Source organism: Curtobacterium sp. MMLR14_010 (assembly GCF_001865015.1).
In the GTDB taxonomy this organism is placed as follows: Bacteria; Actinomycetota; Actinomycetes; order Actinomycetales; family Microbacteriaceae; genus Curtobacterium.
The window spans coordinates 2,488-19,515 of the sequence record NZ_MJGV01000027.1; the positions used below are offsets into that span (position 1 = coordinate 2,488).

Genomic DNA, 17,028 nt, shown 5'->3' on the forward strand with positions numbered 1-17,028 from the left:
GACGGGAGGCTCCCTGCCAGCTGGCAGGGAGCCTCCCGTCCGTCGGTGTGCGCCGAGGGCGTCCCGCGCGTACCGGCGGAAGCGACACGCGCCGGGCAGATGCGCCGCGCACCAGCCCGCAGCATGTCGCCCGATGCGCGCGCATCGACGGAGGCGCGACACCGGCCCGGCGATCGCGACACGTCCGCCAGCGCGGCGCCGGGCCGTGCGACAGACGGACTGGAGGCTCGGTGCCAGCTGGTCCCGAGCCTCCAGTCCGTCAGAGGGTCAGAGGGTCAGAGGTCGACGCTGGCGAGCGTGAGCCCACCGTCGTGCAGGCGGACCTGGACGCCGGTGATGTCGGCACGCGGGATGTCGGTGGTCGCCGCGAGTCCGCGGGCGTCCTCCCCCGCTGCCGTCCACGTGCCGACGGTCTGTGTCCTGCCGTCCGTCCGGACCACGACGAGGTCGTACATCACCGACCCGTCGGCGGCCCAGTCCTTGCCGCCGTAGGAGCAGCCCCAGTCGAAGCGGGTGCCCCACGAGGCGTCCTGCACGGCGAGGTCCACCGTGAAGCCCTGCCGCCCCGACATCGCGTACTGGTCCGGCCCGGGAGTCGCGGACGTCGTCCGGCCGGCCTGCACGGTGCCGCGGTCGGCCGCGGTCCCGACCGCGAGACCACCGAGCACGGCGACCACGACGGCGAGGCCCGCGGTGGCGGCGACCCAGACCCGACGACGGCGCCGACGGTGGCGGACGCGGTGCGCGACGGAGGCGAGGGTGCTCTCGGCGGCCGGGACGAGCCTCCAGTCCGCGTCAGCGATCTCGACCGCCTGGTCGGCCGGGAGCTTCCCGAGCAGGCCGGGAAGACCGGCGAGCTCGGCGACGGCGGCCGTGCAGCGGTCGCACGTGACGAGGTGCCGCTCGTACTCGAGCCGCTCGTCCTGCGGCAGCGCGCCGAGGACGTACGCGGCGTCCCACTCGGCGTACGGGTCGTCGTTCATCGGGTCACGCCTCGTTCCTGCAGTGCGAGCCGGAGGGCCCGGAGCCCGTAGTGCAGGCGCGACTTCGCGGTGCCCTCGGGGATGTCGTGTCGCCGGGCGATCTCCGGGACGGTGTGGCCGAGCCAGTAGGCGTCGACCACGACCCGCTGGTGCTCGGGCGACAGGGACGTGAGCGCGTCCGCGACCACGATGCGGTCGAGGACGGCGTCGGTCCTGTCGGCCTCGACGCGGTCCACCGGTTCCTCGCTGCCGTGCTCGCGCCGGTTCCTGGCGGAGCGGGCGTCGTCGACGACGAGGTTCCGCGCGACGGTGAACAGCCACGCCCGGACACTGTCCGGCGACCGTTCGAGCACCGCCGGGCGCTGCCAGGCGCGCACCATCGTCTCCTGGACGACGTCGTCGACGGTCGAGCCGTCCCGCGTCAGGTGCCGGACGTACCGGGTGAGCGCGTCGCCGTGCTCACGGTGGAGCGTCACGAGCAGTTCGTCCGCGGACCGGCTCGCCACGGTCACCGCGCCAGGTCGAGGGAGAACTCCACGGAGCCCTTCCCGTCCACGGTCACGAAGCCGAGCGAGGGTGCGGTCACGCCGTAGTCGGCGAAGGTGATCGGCACGGAGCCCGCGACCTGCACGGTGCCGTCCTCGCCGACGGCCACCTGGGCGTCGGCGGTCACGGGCTTCTCGACCCCGTGCAGGTCCATCGTCCCGGTCAGGGAGACGTCCTGCGTGGTGCCGGCGAGCGCCTGCGACACGTCGACCGGCTTCGTCACGGTGAAGGTGGCGGTGGGGAACTGGTCGGTCTCGAGGGCCTTCGAGCGGAAGTAGGCGTCACGGGCGGACTCGGGCGTGCTGATCTTGGCGACCTGGACGGTCACGGTGGCCTTCCGGAGCTGCCCGCCGTCGACCGTGGCATCCGCCTCGACCTGCTTCGTCCGTCCGACCACGTTCACATCCTGGCCCTGCAGGACCTCGTGCACCCGGTAGCCGGCGTAGGACGTGTCGCGGCTCGTCCAGGTGCCGTCCGCGTCGGAGGCGTCGAGGGTGGCGGACGAGCTCGGCGCGAGGCTCGGCGCGGCGGCGGCCTGGCCGTTGACGACGTTCGCGTAGATGAGCGGGCCGCCGATCAGGGCGGCGGCGCCGACCACGACGACGCCGGTGGTGATGCCGATGATGACCTTGGTGCGTGTACGGAGTCCCATACCTCGACGACGAGACAGGGCGGCGGATCGTTCAACGCCGGATCGACGGCCGGGCCGTCGCGTGCCGTAGCCGTGCCGTTGCGTGCCGTTGCGTGCCGTGGGGGCGGCCCCTCGGTCCCGCGGACTGGGGTATCGGGGTGGACCACCGCGGCCGCGGGTGGTTCCGAAGCATGCACACACCGTCACTGGAAGACCGGAACCCGCATGCTCACCACCGCCCCACGCCCCACCCGGGTCCGTCCCGCGCTCGTCATCGAGGCACCCCTCCGACCGCCGCGCGCTCGTCCGGTCCTGCTGGTGTCCGACGACGTGCTCGTCGTCCGCGCGGCGTCCGGGGACGACCGGGCGTTCGGGGAGCTGATGCGTCGGCACTCGGCGCTGCTCCACGGCGTCGTGCACGGCATCCTCCGGAGCTCCAGCGACGCCGACGACGTCGTGCAGGAGACCTTCATCGCCGCGTGGACCCGGCTGGACAACGTGCTCGACGGTGCTGCGATCGTCGGATGGCTCGTCACGACGGCCCGTCGACGCAGCTACGACCGCCTGCGCGGCGCTGGTCGCCAGCGACCGGCCGACCTGGAGGACACGCTCCCGGCCGCCGTCGAGCACGCTCCGGACGCCGTCGTCGAACGGGCATCGCTCGTCGCCGAGGCCCGACGCGTCCTCGACCGGATGCCCGCGGTGCAGCGACGGTGCTGGGAGCTCCGACACCTGCGCGGCAGCAGCTACGACGAGATCGGCCGGGAGCTCGGCGTGCCGAAGTCGACCGTCCGGGGCCTGCTCGCACGGGCTCGCCTGGCGCTCGAGACCGACCTCGCACTCTGGCGGTGACGGGTACGGATGGCGAGCGGCCGCGTGCGGTACGCTCCGCAGGCAACGTCGTTGCTGGTCCCGTCTTCACGCATCTGCGCGGCGCCTCTCCCCCCGGTGCGTAGAGGTGACAGCATCCCGACCCACAGCGATCCAGGACCCCGTCCGACCGAAGCCGACGTCATCCTGACCCAGTACTGGGCGCACGTCACGGCACACGTCCGGTTCATCCTCGAGACCCACCCGGCCGGCACGTCCGAGGACGTCCGGCGGATCGCCTCGCGGTACCTGGAGTCCGCCGCGAAGGTCGTCCCCGCCAGCCTCCGTGGCGAGCTCGACGAGCACGACGCCCCACGTGCGGTCCGCCGCGCCGTCACGTTCATCCAGGCCAACCTGCTCGAGCGCGTCACGGCCGTGGACATCGCCGCGGCCGCCGGGTCCTCGCCGCGGGCGCTCCAGCTCGCGTTCCGTCGCGCGCTCGACCTGACGCCGATGGAGTACGTGCGCGATGCACGACTCACCGGCGCGCACGCGCAGCTGCTGGTCGACAGCCACACCCCCGTCGGACAGATCGCGCTGAAGTGGGGGTTCTCGAACCAGGGTCGGTTCGCGGCGGCCTACCGCGAGCGGTACGGCGAGACGCCCACCCAGACCCGTGGTCGCCTCGACCTCGCCCAGGACGGAGGCTCGGAGGTCCCGTCCGACACGGAGGCGCTGACGGCCTGACGGCCGGCCTGACGGCCTGTCGGCCTGCCGCGGCGCGGGGGCGTCTGCTGTCTGGCGTCCGCCGTCCGTTGCTCAGCGGCGCGTCCCGGGTCCCTGTGTCGTGTCCTGGTCGGTGGTGACCTCCTCGTGTCGGAGCACCGCGTCGACGGCACGGTCCTCGGTGACCGTGTGCACCGTCAGCGTCACCCGCTCGACCGGCACGATCCGCTTCGAGACCACGACCTCCTCCTGGTGCAGGACCACCACGATCGGCTCGCGGGTCGGCACTCCGCTGTCGGGCGACAGGGCGGGGCCGCCGTCGACCGGCTCGCGGGTGAATCGGACCTCCTCGCGACGGACGTCGACGGTGATCGTCCGCTGCTCGGTGACGATGTACCGCTCAAGCCGGACCCGCTCGGTCGCGTGCACCTCGGTGCCGACCAGGAGGTGTTCCTCGTAGCGGACCACGGCGACCTCCGGGGCGTCGTCACCGGGAGTGGGCTGTGGGACGTGACGGTCGGTCATGGGCTGCTCCGATGCGCGGCGAGGTGGTGCGAGGACGCGCGACGGCCCCGCTCGTGGGAGCGGGGCCGACGCACGGTGTTGGTGATCAGCGAGCGCGGTGGGCGCTGCTGGTCGACGACTGACCGGCCTGCTTCGCCGTGGCAGCGGCCTGCTTGGCCTGCTCGGTGACGGACGGCGCGTTCTGCGCGTGCTGCTGGATCTTCGGCGCCTCGGCCTCGGCCTTCGTCAGGATCGACTCCCAGCGCTGCTGCATCGGCTTGATGAGGCCGCCACCGGCACCGACGATGATGACGCCGGCGATGATCGCGAGGACCGCGATGAGGATCGGGGTGGTGACCGTCGTGGCGATGCCGACCTGGTTCAGCGCGGCGGTGGCCCCGAGGAACAGGATGAACACCGCTGCGACGTTCGCGAGGACCTTGCCGTACGACAGGCCGCCCAGGGTGTTCTGGATCAGGCCCTTCACACCGGCGGCGATCGCGGCGGCGATCACGATGATGATGATCGCGACGATGATCTTCGGCAGGAAGCCGATGATGGCCGCGAGCAGGTCGCTGACCGGGTTCTGTCCGAAGACACCGAACGCGAACTGGAGCACGAACAGCACCAGCGTGTAGTAGATGATCTTCGACACGATGTCGGAGGCGTCGAGCTTCGAGTTCGCGAGCGCCTTCTTGATGCCGCCGCGCTCGACGGCACGGTCGAAGCCGACCTTCGTCAGCAGGCGCGACAGGCCCTTCTCGATGAGCTTCGCGACGATCAGGCCGACGACGAGGATGAGCAGGAACAGGAGTGCGAGCGGGACGAACGCGATGACCGCGGCGAGTCCGTTCTGCAGGGCAGCGGGGAAGTTCATGGTGTGGCCTCTCGGGCGCAGGGCGCATGGCGCGGGGCGTCGCGTGCGGGTGCAGCGAACGGGTGGTGCGTGCAGGGAGGCGGGCGACCGGCCGGAGGGTGCCGGCCGGTCGCCCGCGGTCAGTGCCTAGGAGCGGGCGTCACGGTCGACGGCCGAGGTGTCGGTCGTCGTGTGGCCGTCGGTGCCGGGCTCGACGAGCTCGATCTCCTCGTGCGCGACCTCCTCGTTCACCGTCTGCTGCTCGGTGACGGTCTCGGTGCCGAGGCTGACGCGCTCGACGGGGACCGTCTCCTTGGCGGTGACGACGCGCTCCTCGGTGAGGACCACCTCGTGCTCCTCCTCGCTGAGGTCCGGGCCGGCCAGCGCGTCGGCGGCGTTGGCGTCGGTGATCGGCTCGCGGGAGAGCGTGACCTCCTCGTGGCTGACCGGCACGTTCGTCGTGACGTTCTCGGTGACGATGTGCTTCCGCAGGCGTGCGCGGCCGGCCTCGACACGCTCGGTGCCGACGTGGAGACGCTCCTCCGAGCGGGTCATCGCGTCGTCCGTGGTCGGGCCGGACGTGTCGTGGCCCTGGGTGCCGTGGTCGTTCGAGCTGCGCTCGTTCGTGCGCTGGGCGTCGACGCCGCGGTCGGCGTCCTGGTCGAAGAGCGGGGACTCGGCCGGGGCACCGTGGGTGGTGGCGTCGCCGTTGCCGTAGTACGAGTACAGCGCCTGCTCCTCGGACGGGTCGAGCTCGCCGTCGGCGTCGACGCGGGGAGCGTCCTTGACGAAGGCCTTGTCGTGCGTGACGCGGACGACGCTGCCGTCGAAGGTCGCGTCGTCGAGCGGGGCGAACGACTCAGAGGAGCCGAACAGCCCGGTCCGGACGGTGACCCAGGTCGGGGCCTGGGTGTCGTTGTCGACGTAGACCTGTCCGACGGTGCCGATCTTGGCGTCGTCGCTGCCGTACACGTCGGCGCCGACGAGCTGGTTGACGGTGCTGCTGTCGATCATGGTGGTGCTCCTTTTCCCCGGCGTGGTGCACCGGGTTCGATGATGAGGAGAGACGAGGCGGCTGCTCGGATGGAGCTCGATGGCGCTGTGGGGCAGAGAACACGGACGGGTCCCGTGTGCCGGCACAGGTGCCGCCTCGGTTGGCTTACGGTGTAAGCCGTGTCGGAGCTTACAACGTAAGTCGAGCTATCGTGAAGGACTGCGTCCGGTGGACTTCCGGGAGCACACCGCAGCCGGACGACGGCAGATCTGTGAGGTACCCCGTGGCGGAACGCACGAAGGCGAACCGGGCGGGCGCCACTGGTCCCCGACTCAGCCGCGACCTGATCATCGCGGCGGCGCTGAGCCAGATCGACGAGTCAGGCCCGTCGGGACTGTCGATGCGGTCCCTCGCGCAGCAGCTCGGCGTCGAGGCCATGTCGCTCTACCGGTACGTGCACGGGAAGGAGGACCTGCTCGAGGGCGTCGTCGCGTCGCTGATGAGCGAGCTCACCGCCCGGCTGAACGAGGCCGAGGGCGACCACTGGCAGGCGTTCCTGCAGACCGTCGCGCACGAGGTCCGTCGGATCGCCACCGACCACCCCAAGGCCTTCCCGCTCGTGGCGACCCGGCACCCCGCCGCACCGTGGCTCCGTCCGCCCCTCCGCAGCGTCGAGGTCGTCAACACCTTCCTCAGCGCCATGACGACGGCGGGCTTCTCGGACACCCGGGCGGTCGACGCCTACCGGGCCTTCAGCAGCTTCCTGCTCGGACAGCTCCTGCTGCAGTCCGTGGTCCGGGGCGCCGAGGCCGGCCCGGCCGAGGAACCACTCGACGAGGGTGGTGCCGAGGTCCCCCAGGGCGACGGCAGCATGTCCCTCGACGTCGCACCCGAGGTCCGGCGGCTCCGCACCCTGCTCAGCGAGGACCGCAGCGACGAGGAGTTCGAGGTGTCCCTCGAGGCCCTGCTCGACCGCCTGGACCGCGACGTCTCCCAGTAGCTGCGACCCACCCGTCCCGGTGCGCGTAGCGTCCGGATCATGAGCGACGACACCACAGGACAGTCAGCACCCGACGGCTCGACCGACGTCAGCGACGAGGAGCGGCAGCGCACCGCCGACCTCGGCGACGGGTCGAGCACCGGCAACGCGACCGAGGACCCGGACCAGGACAGCGACGTCGACTCGGGCGGCGAGCCCGCGGCCCCGGAGAACGACCAGGCCTGAGCCGGTCCGACCACCAGCGGAACGACGAAGGGCCCCGGCGATGCCGGGGCCCTTCGTCTGTTCGGTGTTTCCTGTTGGTCCGTTGCCGGTTCCAACCCTGTGCGCTCGAAGGGACTCGAACCCCCAACCTTCTGATCCGTAGTCAGATGCTCTATCCATTGAGCTACGAGCGCGTGGCTGCCGAAGCGGCCGTGGAAGACTCTACAACAGGTGCGGCCCCCACGCCAATCGAGCCGGGCTCGACGCCGAGGTCGGCGTGTCGCCCGGCTCGAGGACCGGTCAGACGGAGGCGAGCTCCTCGCCGAACACCTCGGCCAGGAACACCTGGAGCGCCTGCCACGAGCGGCGGTCGGCGCGCTCCTGGTACTGCGCGCCGTGGTCGGGAGCGTCGGTGCCGGGGACGGCGAAGGCGTGCATCGCCCCTGCGTAGGTGACGACCTGCCAGTCGACCTCGGGGGCGCCGCGCATCTCGTCCTGCCACGCCTGCAGGGTCTCGTCGGGCACGACGGGGTCGGCCGCGCCGGTCAGGACGAGCAGCTTCGTGCGGATCTGGGCCGCGTCGGAGGGGTCGTGGGCGATGAGGCCGCCGTGGAACGACACAGCACCGGCCAGGTCGGCGCCGGTGCGGGCGAGCTCGAGCGCCGCGGACCCGCCGAAGCAGTAGCCCATCACGACGATCCGCGAGTGGTCGACGTCGGGGTCCTCGCGGAGCCGGTCGAGGCCCGCCTGCACCCGCGCCCGCATGAGCGGCAGGTCCTGGTAGAACGAGCCGGCGACCTCGGCCGCGGTGTCGTCGCCGGGGCGGACGCCCTCGCCGTAGACGTCGGCGCCGAACGCGACGTAGCCCAGTCGCGCGAGCATCGTGACGCGGGCTTCGACGTGCTCGTTCACCCCGTGCCAGTCGTGGATGACGAGCACCGCCGGGCGGGGGCCCGACGCAGCGTGGTCCTTCGCGAGGACACCCGCCAGGGCCGTCCCCTCGTGGTCGTAGCGGACGGGCTCGACACGGATGTCGGCTCCGGCGGGTTCGGGAACGGTGGCGAGGACGTCGTCGGTGGTGGTCATGCCACGGACGCTACGCGCCGACGCCACGGCGCCAGCCGAGCGGCCAGGCGCCACCTACGCCCGACCTCGCTCAGCAGTCGATGTTGTCCCAGCCCTCGGGCCCCTCGGACCCGGCGGCGTAGTCGTCCAGCGGCGTCGTGCCGGCCTTCCACGCCGTGACGAAGGGCTCGACGACCTTCCAGCCCTGCACGGCACTGTCCCCGCGCACGGAGAGCGTCGCGTCGCCCTCGAGCACGCCGGCGAGCACCTCGCCGTACGCACTGAGCCGTCCGGGGTTGAACGTCGTCTCGAGCACGGTGTGGTCGATCGTGTACGGGTCGCCCGGGCCGTTGACGTTGAGCTCGAGGTCCATCTTGTCCGGGGCGATCCAGATGCGGAGCCGGTCGGGGCGCTGCACGCCGGTGAGCCCGTCGGGCACGTGCGGGGAGTCCTTGAACGTGATGACGATCTCGCGGCGCTGGGCTCCGAGCGCCTTGCCGGACCGCAGGGTGAAGGGGACGCCGGCCCAGCGCCAGTTCGCGATCTCGAGCCGGATCTGCGCGAGGGTCTCGGTGCCGATGGACGGGTCGACGCCGTCCTCGTCGACGTAGGACGGCAGCGTCCGCTCCCCCACCGTTCCGGCGGTGTACCGCGCCCGACGCCCGGCCGTGAGCGGGTCCCCGCCCCACGGCCGCACGGCGCGGAGCACGAGCTCCTTCTGCGTGCGGAGGTCGTCTGCGTCGATCGACGCGGGGGCCTCCATCGCCACGACGGCCATGACCTGGAGCAGGTGGCTCTGGATCATGTCGACGAGGGCACCGGCCTTGTCGTAGTAGCGGGCGCGGCCCTCGAGCCCGAGGGTCTCGTCGTAGACGATGTCGACGCGCTCGACGTGGACGGACGACAGCAGCGGCTCGATGATGCGGTTCGCGAAGCGCAGGCCGAGCAGGTTCAGCACGGTGGCCCGGCCGAGGAAGTGGTCGACGCGGTGGATCCGCGACTCGGGCAGGAACGAGTGCAGCACGTCGTTCAGGTGCTCGGCGCTCTCGGCGTCGGTGCCGAACGGCTTCTCGAGCGCCAGGCGGGTGCCGGCCGGCAGGTCGAGGTCCTTGAGGACGGCGCAGCTCTTCTCGGTCACGGCGGGCGGCAGCGCGAAGTAGACCGCCGGGTCGTGGTGGCATTCCGCCAGCAGGGCCGTGAGGTCGTCGGCACTCGTGACGTCGGCCTTGCGGTAGCTCGAGGCGTCGACGACGTCCTGCAGCCGCTTCGACAGGGTCGCGTCGCCGGAGGCGCCCTCGTCCCCCTCGTTCTTCGACGCCTGTGCGTCTTCGAACGCGTCGTGGACCAGTCGCTTCCAGTCGGCGTCCGCGATGTCCTCGACACCGGCCCCGACGAGCTGGATCTCCCAGTCCTGCTTGACCTCCAGCAGGGTCGCGAGGCCCGGCAGCAGCAGTCGCTTGGACAGGTCCCCGCTCGCGCCGAGGATGAGCAGTGTGGTCTGGAGGCTCGCCATGCCCCAGACCGTACCCACCGGTTCCGGTGCGTGGTCGGCTGGTTCCAATACTGTGGGGCCGACGGCGCGAGGGAGCACCATGACGAATGACGAGACCGGCCGACGACTGCGCGTGGTCGTCGTGGGCACGGGGATGATCGCCGCGGTGCACGTCCGCGCCGCCAGGGCCGCCGGGGCCGAGGTGCTCGGGGTCCTCGGGCGGACCCCGGAGCGGTCCGTGCAGGTCGCCGCGCAGCTCGACGTCCCCACCGGCTACGCCTCCCTCGACGACGTGATCACGGACCGGCCCGACGTCGTGCACGTCTGCACGCCGAACGACCAGCACCACCCCCAGGCGCTCGCGGTCATCCGCGCCGGCATCAACGTCGTGTGCGAGAAGCCCCTCGCGGTGTCGAGCGAGCAGGCCCGTGAACTCGAACAGGCTGCGCGCGCGGCCGGAGTCGTCGCGACGGTGCCCTTCGTCTACCGCTTCCACCCGATGGTGCGCGAGGTCCGGGCGAAGATCGCGGACGGCGACCTCGGCCGCGTCCTCGCGGTGCACGGCCACTACCTGCAGGACTGGATGCTCGACGAGGACTCGTCCTCGTGGCGGGTCGACGCCGGCGCCGGCGGGATGTCGCGGGCGTTCGCCGACATCGGCTCGCACTGGTGCGACCTCGTCGAGTTCGTCACCGGCGAGCGCTTCGCGTCCGTCAGCGCCGTCACCGACATCGTCTTCCCGACCCGACCGGCCGCGTCGGGGCCGTCCTTCTCCGGCTCCCCCGACCCGGACCCGATCGCGGACGCGAGCACCCGCGCCGAGGTCACGACCGAGGACACCGCCGTCGCCACCTTCCGCACCGGAACCGGCCGCATCGGCAACGTCGTCATCTCGCAGGTGTCAGCCGGTCGGAAGAACCGCCTGTGGTTCGAGGTCGACGGCACCCGCGGTTCGGCCGCGTTCGACCAGGAGAGCCCCGAGTCCGCCTGGTTCGGCAACGAGCGCGGGGCGCAGATCCTGGTCCGCGACCCGTCGCAGGGGTCCGTCGACCAGCGGCGCCTGGCGGTCGTGCCGTCGGGTCACCCGCAGGGCTACCTCGACGCCTTCGCCGCGTTCGTCGCCGACACGTACACGGCGGTCCGGACGGGCGTCGCCCCGGACGGGCTGCCGACGTTCGCCGACGGGGCGCGGTCCGCGCAGATCATCGACGCCGTGGTCGCCAGCGCCGGCGACGACACCTGGAAGGAGATCGCATGAAGCTCGGGATGCTCACCGCGTGCCTGCCCGGCTGGTCGCTCGACCGTATCGCGGACTTCGCCCAGGGCCAGGGCTACGAGCGGCTCGAGGTCGCCGTCTGGCCCGGCACGGGTGGCCGTGACTTCGAGGCGGCACACCTGCCCGTCGCGACCCTCACCGACGAGGACGCGGCCGCGACCCGGGAGCTGCTCGACCGCACCGGGCTCGAGATCAGCGCCCTCGCCTACTACGAGAACAACCTGCACCAGGACCCCGCCCGTCGCGCGGAGATCCGCACCCACCTCGAGCACGCGATCGACGCCGCCCAGACGCTCGGTGTCCCGTACGTCGGCACCTTCATCGGCCGCGACATGACGAAGTCGGTGCGCGAGAACATGGCCGAGGGCGACCGGGTCCTGCCGGAGCTCGTGGACTACGCCGGCGAGCGCGGCGTGCAGCTCATCATCGAGAACTGCGTGATGGAGGGCTGGCACCCCGACGGCTACCCCGGCAACATCGCGTACTCCCCCGAGCTCTGGGGCTGGGTGACGGGGCTCGGCTTCGGTCTGAACTGGGACCCGTCCCACCTGACCTGGATCGGCATCGACCCCGTCGAGACGATCCTGCCGTTCGCCGAGCACATCGTGCACGCGCAGGCGAAGGACCTCGAGCTCTTCCCCGAGCGACGCAACGCGTACGGCTTCTTCGGCAAGGTGGACAAGGGCGACGACCCCTGGGACATGGGCTGGTGGCGGTTCCGCGTGCCGGGTCGCGGTGTCGTCGACTGGCCGCACGTGGTGGACCGGCTCTACGAGGCCGGCTTCACCGGCACCCTCTCGGTCGAGCACGAGGACCCGCTCTGGGGCGGCACCGACGAGAAGGTCCTCGAGGGGCTGCGCATCGCGCACCGCACCCTCCGTCCGCTGATCGCGGAAGAGCGGTAGTCGGACAGGAGGCTCGGTGCAGGTGACCGACGTCGGTCACCTCCGCCGAGCCTCTCCCCACCGGCACGGCCGGTCCGCCGCTGGCGCGTCGCCCCGGAACCGGCGGCGTGGGCCCAGGCCGGATCTGCCGGAGGGACGCGGTCCCTGGGAGCCGGTCCGCGCGCTCCCGCGCACGCTGGGTGCATGAGCCAGACCGTGAGCGACTTCGTCATCGACCGCATCAAGACGTGGGGCGTCTCGCGCGTCTTCGGGTACCCGGGCGACGGGATCGGCGCCTTCGACGGCGCACTCGGGAAGGCCGCCGGGAAGGGCGAGGGGCTGGAGTACGTCCGGCCGACGCACGAGGAGATCGCGGCCCTGATGGCGACCGCCCACGCCAAGTTCACCGGCGAGGTCGGGGTGTGCGTCGCGACGTCGAGCCCGGGTGCGTTCCACCTGCTGAACGGGCTGTACGACGCGCAGATGGACAACCAGCCCGTCGTCGCGATCGTCGGACAGCAGGGGCTCGCGTCGATCGGGTCGTTCACGCAGCAGGAGTCGAACCTCGAGCGGGTGTTCGCCGACGTCGCCTGCTACGTGCAGACCGTCGCCACCCCGGAGTCCGTCGGGGTCGTCCTCGACACCGCGTTCCGCACCGCCTCGCTCCGGAAGCAGCCGGCCGTGGTGATCCTGCCGCACGACGTGCAGGCGATGTCCTACGACGCCCCGCCGCTGGAGCACTGGGCGTCCCGGTCGAGCGACGTGCCGGCCTCGACACGGATCACGCCGCCCGCCGACGAGATCCAGAAGATGGCGGACATCATCAACGCCGGCTCGAAGGTGACGTTCCTGGTCGGCGCCGGTGCACGCGGTGCCACGGAGCAGGTGCTCGCCGCCGCCGAGAAGGCCGGCGCCGGCATCATCACAGCGCTGCGCGGGAAGGACGTGATCCCGTCCGACGTGCCGTACCACTCGCAGCAGCTCGGCCTGCTCGGGTCGCTGCCGTCGCTGCACCAGATCCGGGACTGCGACACGCTCGTGCTGCTCGGGACGAACTACCCCTACGGCGAGTACATGCCGAAGAGCGGGCAGGCGCGGGGCATCCAGGTCGACATCAAGCCGGAGCAGCTCGGGCTGCGGTACCCGACCGAGCTGAACCTGTGGGGCGACGTCGGGTCGACCCTGGACGCGGTGCTGCCGCTGCTCGAGCAGACCGATGACACCTCGTTCCAGGACACCGTCGCGTCGGAGATGCGCGAGTGGGAGTCCGAGATGCGGGCCCAGGCCGAGGTCGAGTACTCCGACGGCGTCAACCCGAGGCGGGTGATCCAGGCCGTGAACGACCGGCTGCCCGATGGCGTCACCGTGACTGCGGACGCCGGCACCACGGCGGACTGGTACGGCCACCACATCCGGCTGCGGAAGGGCATGCGCGGTGACATGTCCGGACGCCTGGCGACGATGCTCGCGGCGATGCCGTACGCCGTCGCCGCGAAGTTCGCGTTCCCCGACCGTCCCGCCGTCTGCACGATCGGCGACGGCGCGTTCCAGATGCTCGGCATGAACGAGCTCATCACCGTGAAGAAGTACATGGCGGCCTGGCCGAACCAGCAACTGGTCGTCGTGGTCATGCACAACGACGACCTCGGGCAGGTCTCGTGGGAGATGCGCACCGAGGACGGCAACCCGATGTGGCCGGGCTCGCAGGACGTCGAGACGATGGACTACGCCGGGTACGCGACGCTGCTCGGGTTCCAGGGGATCGCGGTGCACGAGGACTCCGAGGTGGACGCCGCCGTCGAGCGGGCCTTCGCGCACCAGGGCGTGACGCTCATCGACGCTTACGTGAGCCGCAACGTGCCGCCGCTGCCGCCGCACATCACGAAGGAGTACGCGATCAACACGGCCAAGAGCCTGCTGAAGGGCGACCCGGTCGAGCTCGGCGTGGTGAAGGACTCGGCGAAGGCGATGGCGGCGGAGGTCACCGAGCGGGTCAAGGGCGCGCTCGGGCGGGACTGACGCGGTCGTCCGCCGTGTGAACACCGTGTGACGGTCGCGAGGGTGGTCTGGCGCGTCGCCTGTGAGTCCTCCTAGGTTCGACGGCGATGAACGCACACTCCTCCCTCCGCACGCGCGTCGGCCGCACCGGTCTCGCACTCGCCACCGCCGGTGTCCTCGTCGCCCTGTCCGTCCCGTCGGTGGCCTCCGCTGCCGAGGGCGACACGACGATCGACGTCTACGACGTGAACGACTTCCACGGCCGCATCGCCCAGTCCCTGAGCGCGCCGCCCCGCTCCGGCGACGCCGCCGGTGCCGCGGTGCTCGCCGGCGCCCTCGACCAGCTCCGGGGCGACGACCCCTCGACCTCCGCGTTCGTGAGCGCCGGCGACAACATCGGCGCCTCCACGTTCGAGTCCTTCATCCAGCAGGACCAGCCCACGATCGACGTCCTCAACGCGATGGACCTTTCCGTGAGCGCGATCGGCAACCACGAGCTCGACAAGGGCCGCGCCGACCTGCAGGACCGCGTGATCGGGCCCGACGACGCCCGCAACGCGCAGTGGGACTACATCTCCGCGAACATCCTCGACCGGGCGACCGGCGAGCCCGCGTTCGACCCGTACTCGGTCCAGGAGATCAGCGGCAAGCGCGTCGGCTTCATCGGCGCGACCGTCGACCTCACCGGACTCGTCAGCCCCGACGGCATCGCGTCGCTCGAGATGGCCGACATCACCGACTCGGTCAACGCCGTCGCGACCGACCTGCTCGACGGCGACGCGGCGAACGGCGAGGCCGACGTCCTGGTCCTCATCGTCCACGACGGCGCCGAGACCGCCGCCGCGAGCGACCTCGACGGCGACAGCGCCTTCGCCCGGGCCGTGCACGGCGTGACCCCCGACGTGTCCGCCATCCTCTCCGGGCACACGCACCAGACCTACGTCCACGACGTGGTCCCGGACGGTGGCACCGTCCCCCGCCCGGTGATCCAGACCGGGTCGTACGGCTTCAACCTCGGGCACCTCGAGCTCACCGTCGCCGCCGACGGCAGCGTGACCGCGACCGGCGAGAACATCCGCCTGGTCGACGGCACCTTCGCGCCCGACGCCGGCGTGGCCGCGACGGTCGCCGCCGCGGTGGCCGAGGCCGACGTCCTGGGCGCCGTGGAGCTCGGCACCACCGACGTCGACATGCGCCGCGCGGTGCAGACCGACGGTAGCGAGAACCGTGGAGGCGAGTCCACGCTCGGCAACTTCGTCGCCGAGGTGCAGCGCACCGCCACCGCGGGACGCCAGGGATCCCAGATCGCGTTCATGAACCCGGGTGGGCTCCGTGCGGACCTGCTCGGTGGCACCGTCACCTACAAGGAGGCCGCGCTCGTCCAGCCGTTCGCGAACACCCTCGTCGTGCTCGACCTGACCGGCGCGCAGGTGAAGCAGGCGCTCGAGCAGCAGTGGCAGCCCCCGTCGGCCACCGGTCGTCCGTTCCTGAAGCTCGGCGTGTCCGAGGGCTTCGCGTACAGCTACGACCCCGCCGCCGCGAAGGGCTCCCGCATCACGTCGATGACGCTCGACGGTGCCGCGATCGACCCGGCGACGACGTACAAGGTCACGGTGAACTCGTTCCTGGCATCGGGTGGCGACAACTTCACCGCCTTCGCGGGAGCCGCCGCCAAGCAGGACAGCGGCAAGGTCGACCTCGAGGCACAGGTCGAGTACTTCGAGGCCAACCCCGACGTGACCGTGGCCGACGACCAGCGTGCGGTCGGTGCCACGATCACCCCGACCCCGGCCGGCGGCTTCCAGCCCGGTGACCGCGTCTCGGTGGCGCTCTCCTCGCTGCTGTTCAGCAACGCGGCCGACCAGCCCACCTCGGTGCAGGTCAGTGCGGGCGACCAGGTGCTCGCCACGGCGGACGTCGACCCGACGGTCGTCGACACCACCGACGAGCAGGGTCGAGCGACGCTGGCGTTCGACGTGCCGGAGGCCTCGGCGCCGACGACCCGTGCGGCTGCCGCTGCCGACACGACCGACGAGCCCCTTGTGGTGACCGTCGGCGCGACGCGGATCGTCCTGCCCGTCACGATCCCGCTCGCCGTGGCCGTGGACCCGACCGACCCGGGCACGCCGGGTGACCCGGGGACGCCGGGTGACCCGGGCGACCCTGGCACGGACCCGACGGATCCGGGCGCACCGGGGACCGACCCGGGCGACCCGGTCGCCGACCCCGTGACGGATGACGGCAACGGCGTCGGTGGTGGTGCCGGCATCGGTGGTTCGACCGGCACGGACGCCGAGGGTGCCCCGACCACGGCCGACGGTTCGCTGGCGTACACCGGCGCCGAGCTCATGGCGCCCGCGGCTGCCGCTGGGCTGCTGCTCCTCGCCGGCATCACCGCGATGGCGGTTGCCCGCCGCCGACGCCTGCAGCGCTGACCTGACGGGGGTGTCTCGCTGACCCGGCCTGCTCCGACGCTCAGCGAGACACCCCCGTCTCGCGCGCGCCGTCGTTCGCCATCCCGCGAGACACCCCCGTCTGCGCGAGACACCGGCGTCTCAGCTCCCGAAACCCCCTCGGCGCCCGCGAGACACCCCCGTCTGCGCGAGACACCGGCGTCTCAGCTCCCGAAACCCCTCCGGCGCCCGCGAGGCACCCCCGTCTGCGCGAGACACCTCCCGCCGCTCGAGACGCCGCCGAAAACTGCGGCGTCTCGACACTCGGGCGGCGTCTCGGTGCGACGCCGGCGTCTCGGGATGAGACGGGGGCGTCTCACCTGCACCAGTACGAGCACGAACACCTGCACCAGTACGAGTACCAGCACCAGCACGAGCACGAACACCAGCACCAGCACCAGCACCACGACGACGAGCACGAGCACGACCCGAAACCGGACGCCCCACGCGAGGAAGTCGCCTCCAGTGCAGGGACCCGCACGCGTGCCGGACACGCTCTGTGCTTTCGGGGCTTCGGCGGGTAATCTCAGCGGTGTCGCACAGCGACGCGCCGCGCCGGGTCGCCTCTCACGTCGGACGGTGGTTCCGCCCGACAAGACTCCGCGG

17 protein-coding genes and 1 tRNA gene are annotated in these 17,028 nt (G+C 71.8%); 8 read left to right on the forward strand and 10 right to left on the reverse strand.

What is annotated here, in order from left to right; all coding sequences use genetic code 11:
• Positions 1–275 precede the first annotated feature (275 nt).
• Genes BIU98_RS06590 through BIU98_RS06600 form a run of 3 tightly spaced genes read right to left on the reverse strand, consistent with a single transcriptional unit; the run spans position 276 to position 2,181 of the window.
• Entirely contained in the window at positions 276–983 is a 708-nt protein-coding gene (locus BIU98_RS06590) for a zf-HC2 domain-containing protein (RefSeq protein WP_071273578.1), read from the reverse strand.
• Positions 980–1,459, reverse strand: coding sequence for a sigma-70 family RNA polymerase sigma factor (locus BIU98_RS06595; RefSeq protein WP_368073039.1), 480 nt, complete (start codon positions 1,457–1,459; stop codon positions 980–982). The genes BIU98_RS06590 and BIU98_RS06595 overlap by 4 nt, the downstream gene beginning before the upstream one ends.
• Before the next feature lie 32 nt (positions 1,460–1,491).
• Positions 1,492–2,181, reverse strand: coding sequence for a YceI family protein (locus BIU98_RS06600; protein WP_071273584.1), 690 nt, complete (start codon positions 2,179–2,181; stop codon positions 1,492–1,494).
• 204 nt (positions 2,182–2,385) lie between these two features.
• Here BIU98_RS06600 and BIU98_RS06605 point away from each other — a divergent pair, with 204 nt between their 5' ends.
• Positions 2,386–3,012, forward strand: coding sequence for an RNA polymerase sigma factor (locus BIU98_RS06605; protein ID WP_083393037.1), 627 nt, complete (start codon positions 2,386–2,388; stop codon positions 3,010–3,012).
• A 96-nt stretch (positions 3,013–3,108) separates the two neighbouring features.
• Positions 3,109–3,717 carry a helix-turn-helix transcriptional regulator gene (locus tag BIU98_RS06610; protein ID WP_071273587.1) on the forward strand — a complete coding sequence of 203 codons (609 nt, stop codon included), beginning with the start codon at positions 3,109–3,111 and terminating at the stop codon, positions 3,715–3,717.
• A gap of 72 nt (positions 3,718–3,789) precedes the next feature.
• Here BIU98_RS06610 and BIU98_RS06615 read toward each other — a convergent pair whose 3' ends face one another.
• The 3 genes from BIU98_RS06615 to BIU98_RS06625 all read right to left on the reverse strand — a co-directional run bounded on the left by BIU98_RS06615 (position 3,790) and on the right by BIU98_RS06625 (position 6,070).
• Positions 3,790–4,221: a YsnF/AvaK domain-containing protein gene (locus tag BIU98_RS06615; RefSeq protein WP_071273590.1), complete on the reverse strand. Its 432-nt coding sequence runs from the start codon at positions 4,219–4,221 to the stop codon at positions 3,790–3,792.
• Between the two features lie 85 nt (positions 4,222–4,306).
• Positions 4,307–5,077 (reverse strand): hypothetical protein, encoded by a 771-nt coding sequence (locus tag BIU98_RS06620; RefSeq protein ID WP_071273593.1) that lies wholly within the window; start codon positions 5,075–5,077, stop codon positions 4,307–4,309.
• 126 nt (positions 5,078–5,203) lie between these two features.
• The gene (locus BIU98_RS06625) at positions 5,204–6,070 is read right to left on the reverse strand and encodes a PRC and DUF2382 domain-containing protein (protein ID WP_071273596.1); all 867 of its coding nucleotides are present in this window, start codon (positions 6,068–6,070) and stop codon (positions 5,204–5,206) included.
• Between the two features lie 263 nt (positions 6,071–6,333).
• Here BIU98_RS06625 and BIU98_RS06630 point away from each other — a divergent pair, with 263 nt between their 5' ends.
• Together BIU98_RS06630 and BIU98_RS06635 are read left to right on the forward strand one after the other, a co-directional pair.
• On the forward strand, positions 6,334–7,050 hold the full coding sequence (locus BIU98_RS06630; protein ID WP_071273599.1) for a TetR/AcrR family transcriptional regulator C-terminal domain-containing protein: 717 nt from the start codon (positions 6,334–6,336) through the stop codon (positions 7,048–7,050).
• A gap of 39 nt (positions 7,051–7,089) precedes the next feature.
• Positions 7,090–7,275: a hypothetical protein gene (locus BIU98_RS06635; RefSeq protein ID WP_071273602.1), complete on the forward strand. Its 186-nt coding sequence runs from the start codon at positions 7,090–7,092 to the stop codon at positions 7,273–7,275.
• Between the two features lie 100 nt (positions 7,276–7,375).
• Here BIU98_RS06635 and BIU98_RS06640 read toward each other — a convergent pair.
• The 3 genes from BIU98_RS06640 to BIU98_RS06650 form a co-directional block, all read right to left on the reverse strand.
• Positions 7,376–7,448, reverse strand: a tRNA-Arg gene (locus BIU98_RS06640).
• Positions 7,449–7,554: 106 nt separating this feature from the next.
• Positions 7,555–8,340: a dienelactone hydrolase family protein gene (locus BIU98_RS06645; protein ID WP_071273605.1), complete on the reverse strand. Its 786-nt coding sequence runs from the start codon at positions 8,338–8,340 to the stop codon at positions 7,555–7,557.
• A gap of 70 nt (positions 8,341–8,410) precedes the next feature.
• Positions 8,411–9,832, reverse strand: a complete 1,422-nt coding sequence (locus tag BIU98_RS06650) for a glucose-6-phosphate dehydrogenase (protein ID WP_071273608.1) — start codon at positions 9,830–9,832, stop codon at positions 8,411–8,413.
• Between the two features lie 79 nt (positions 9,833–9,911).
• On the opposite strand from BIU98_RS06650, the gene BIU98_RS06655 reads away from it, so the two are divergent.
• From BIU98_RS06655 to BIU98_RS06670, 4 genes are all read left to right on the forward strand, one after another.
• Positions 9,912–11,069 (forward strand): Gfo/Idh/MocA family protein, encoded by a 1,158-nt coding sequence (locus tag BIU98_RS06655; RefSeq protein WP_071273611.1) that lies wholly within the window; start codon positions 9,912–9,914, stop codon positions 11,067–11,069.
• Positions 11,066–11,992: a sugar phosphate isomerase/epimerase gene (locus tag BIU98_RS06660; RefSeq protein ID WP_071273614.1), complete on the forward strand. Its 927-nt coding sequence runs from the start codon at positions 11,066–11,068 to the stop codon at positions 11,990–11,992. Before BIU98_RS06655 ends, BIU98_RS06660 begins: the two co-directional genes overlap by 4 nt.
• 183 nt (positions 11,993–12,175) lie before the next feature.
• Positions 12,176–13,990 (forward strand): thiamine pyrophosphate-requiring protein, encoded by a 1,815-nt coding sequence (locus tag BIU98_RS06665; protein WP_071273617.1) that lies wholly within the window; start codon positions 12,176–12,178, stop codon positions 13,988–13,990.
• Positions 13,991–14,076: 86 nt separating this feature from the next.
• A complete protein-coding gene (locus BIU98_RS06670; RefSeq protein ID WP_071273620.1) occupies positions 14,077–16,404 on the forward strand; it encodes a 5'-nucleotidase C-terminal domain-containing protein in 2,328 nt (775 codons plus the stop codon).
• 182 nt (positions 16,405–16,586) lie between these two features.
• Here the strand turns inward: BIU98_RS06670 and BIU98_RS19320 are convergent, their stop codons facing one another.
• Positions 16,587–16,847, reverse strand: coding sequence for a hypothetical protein (locus BIU98_RS19320; protein ID WP_071273623.1), 261 nt, complete (start codon positions 16,845–16,847; stop codon positions 16,587–16,589).
• Positions 16,848–17,028: the final 181 nt, after the last annotated feature.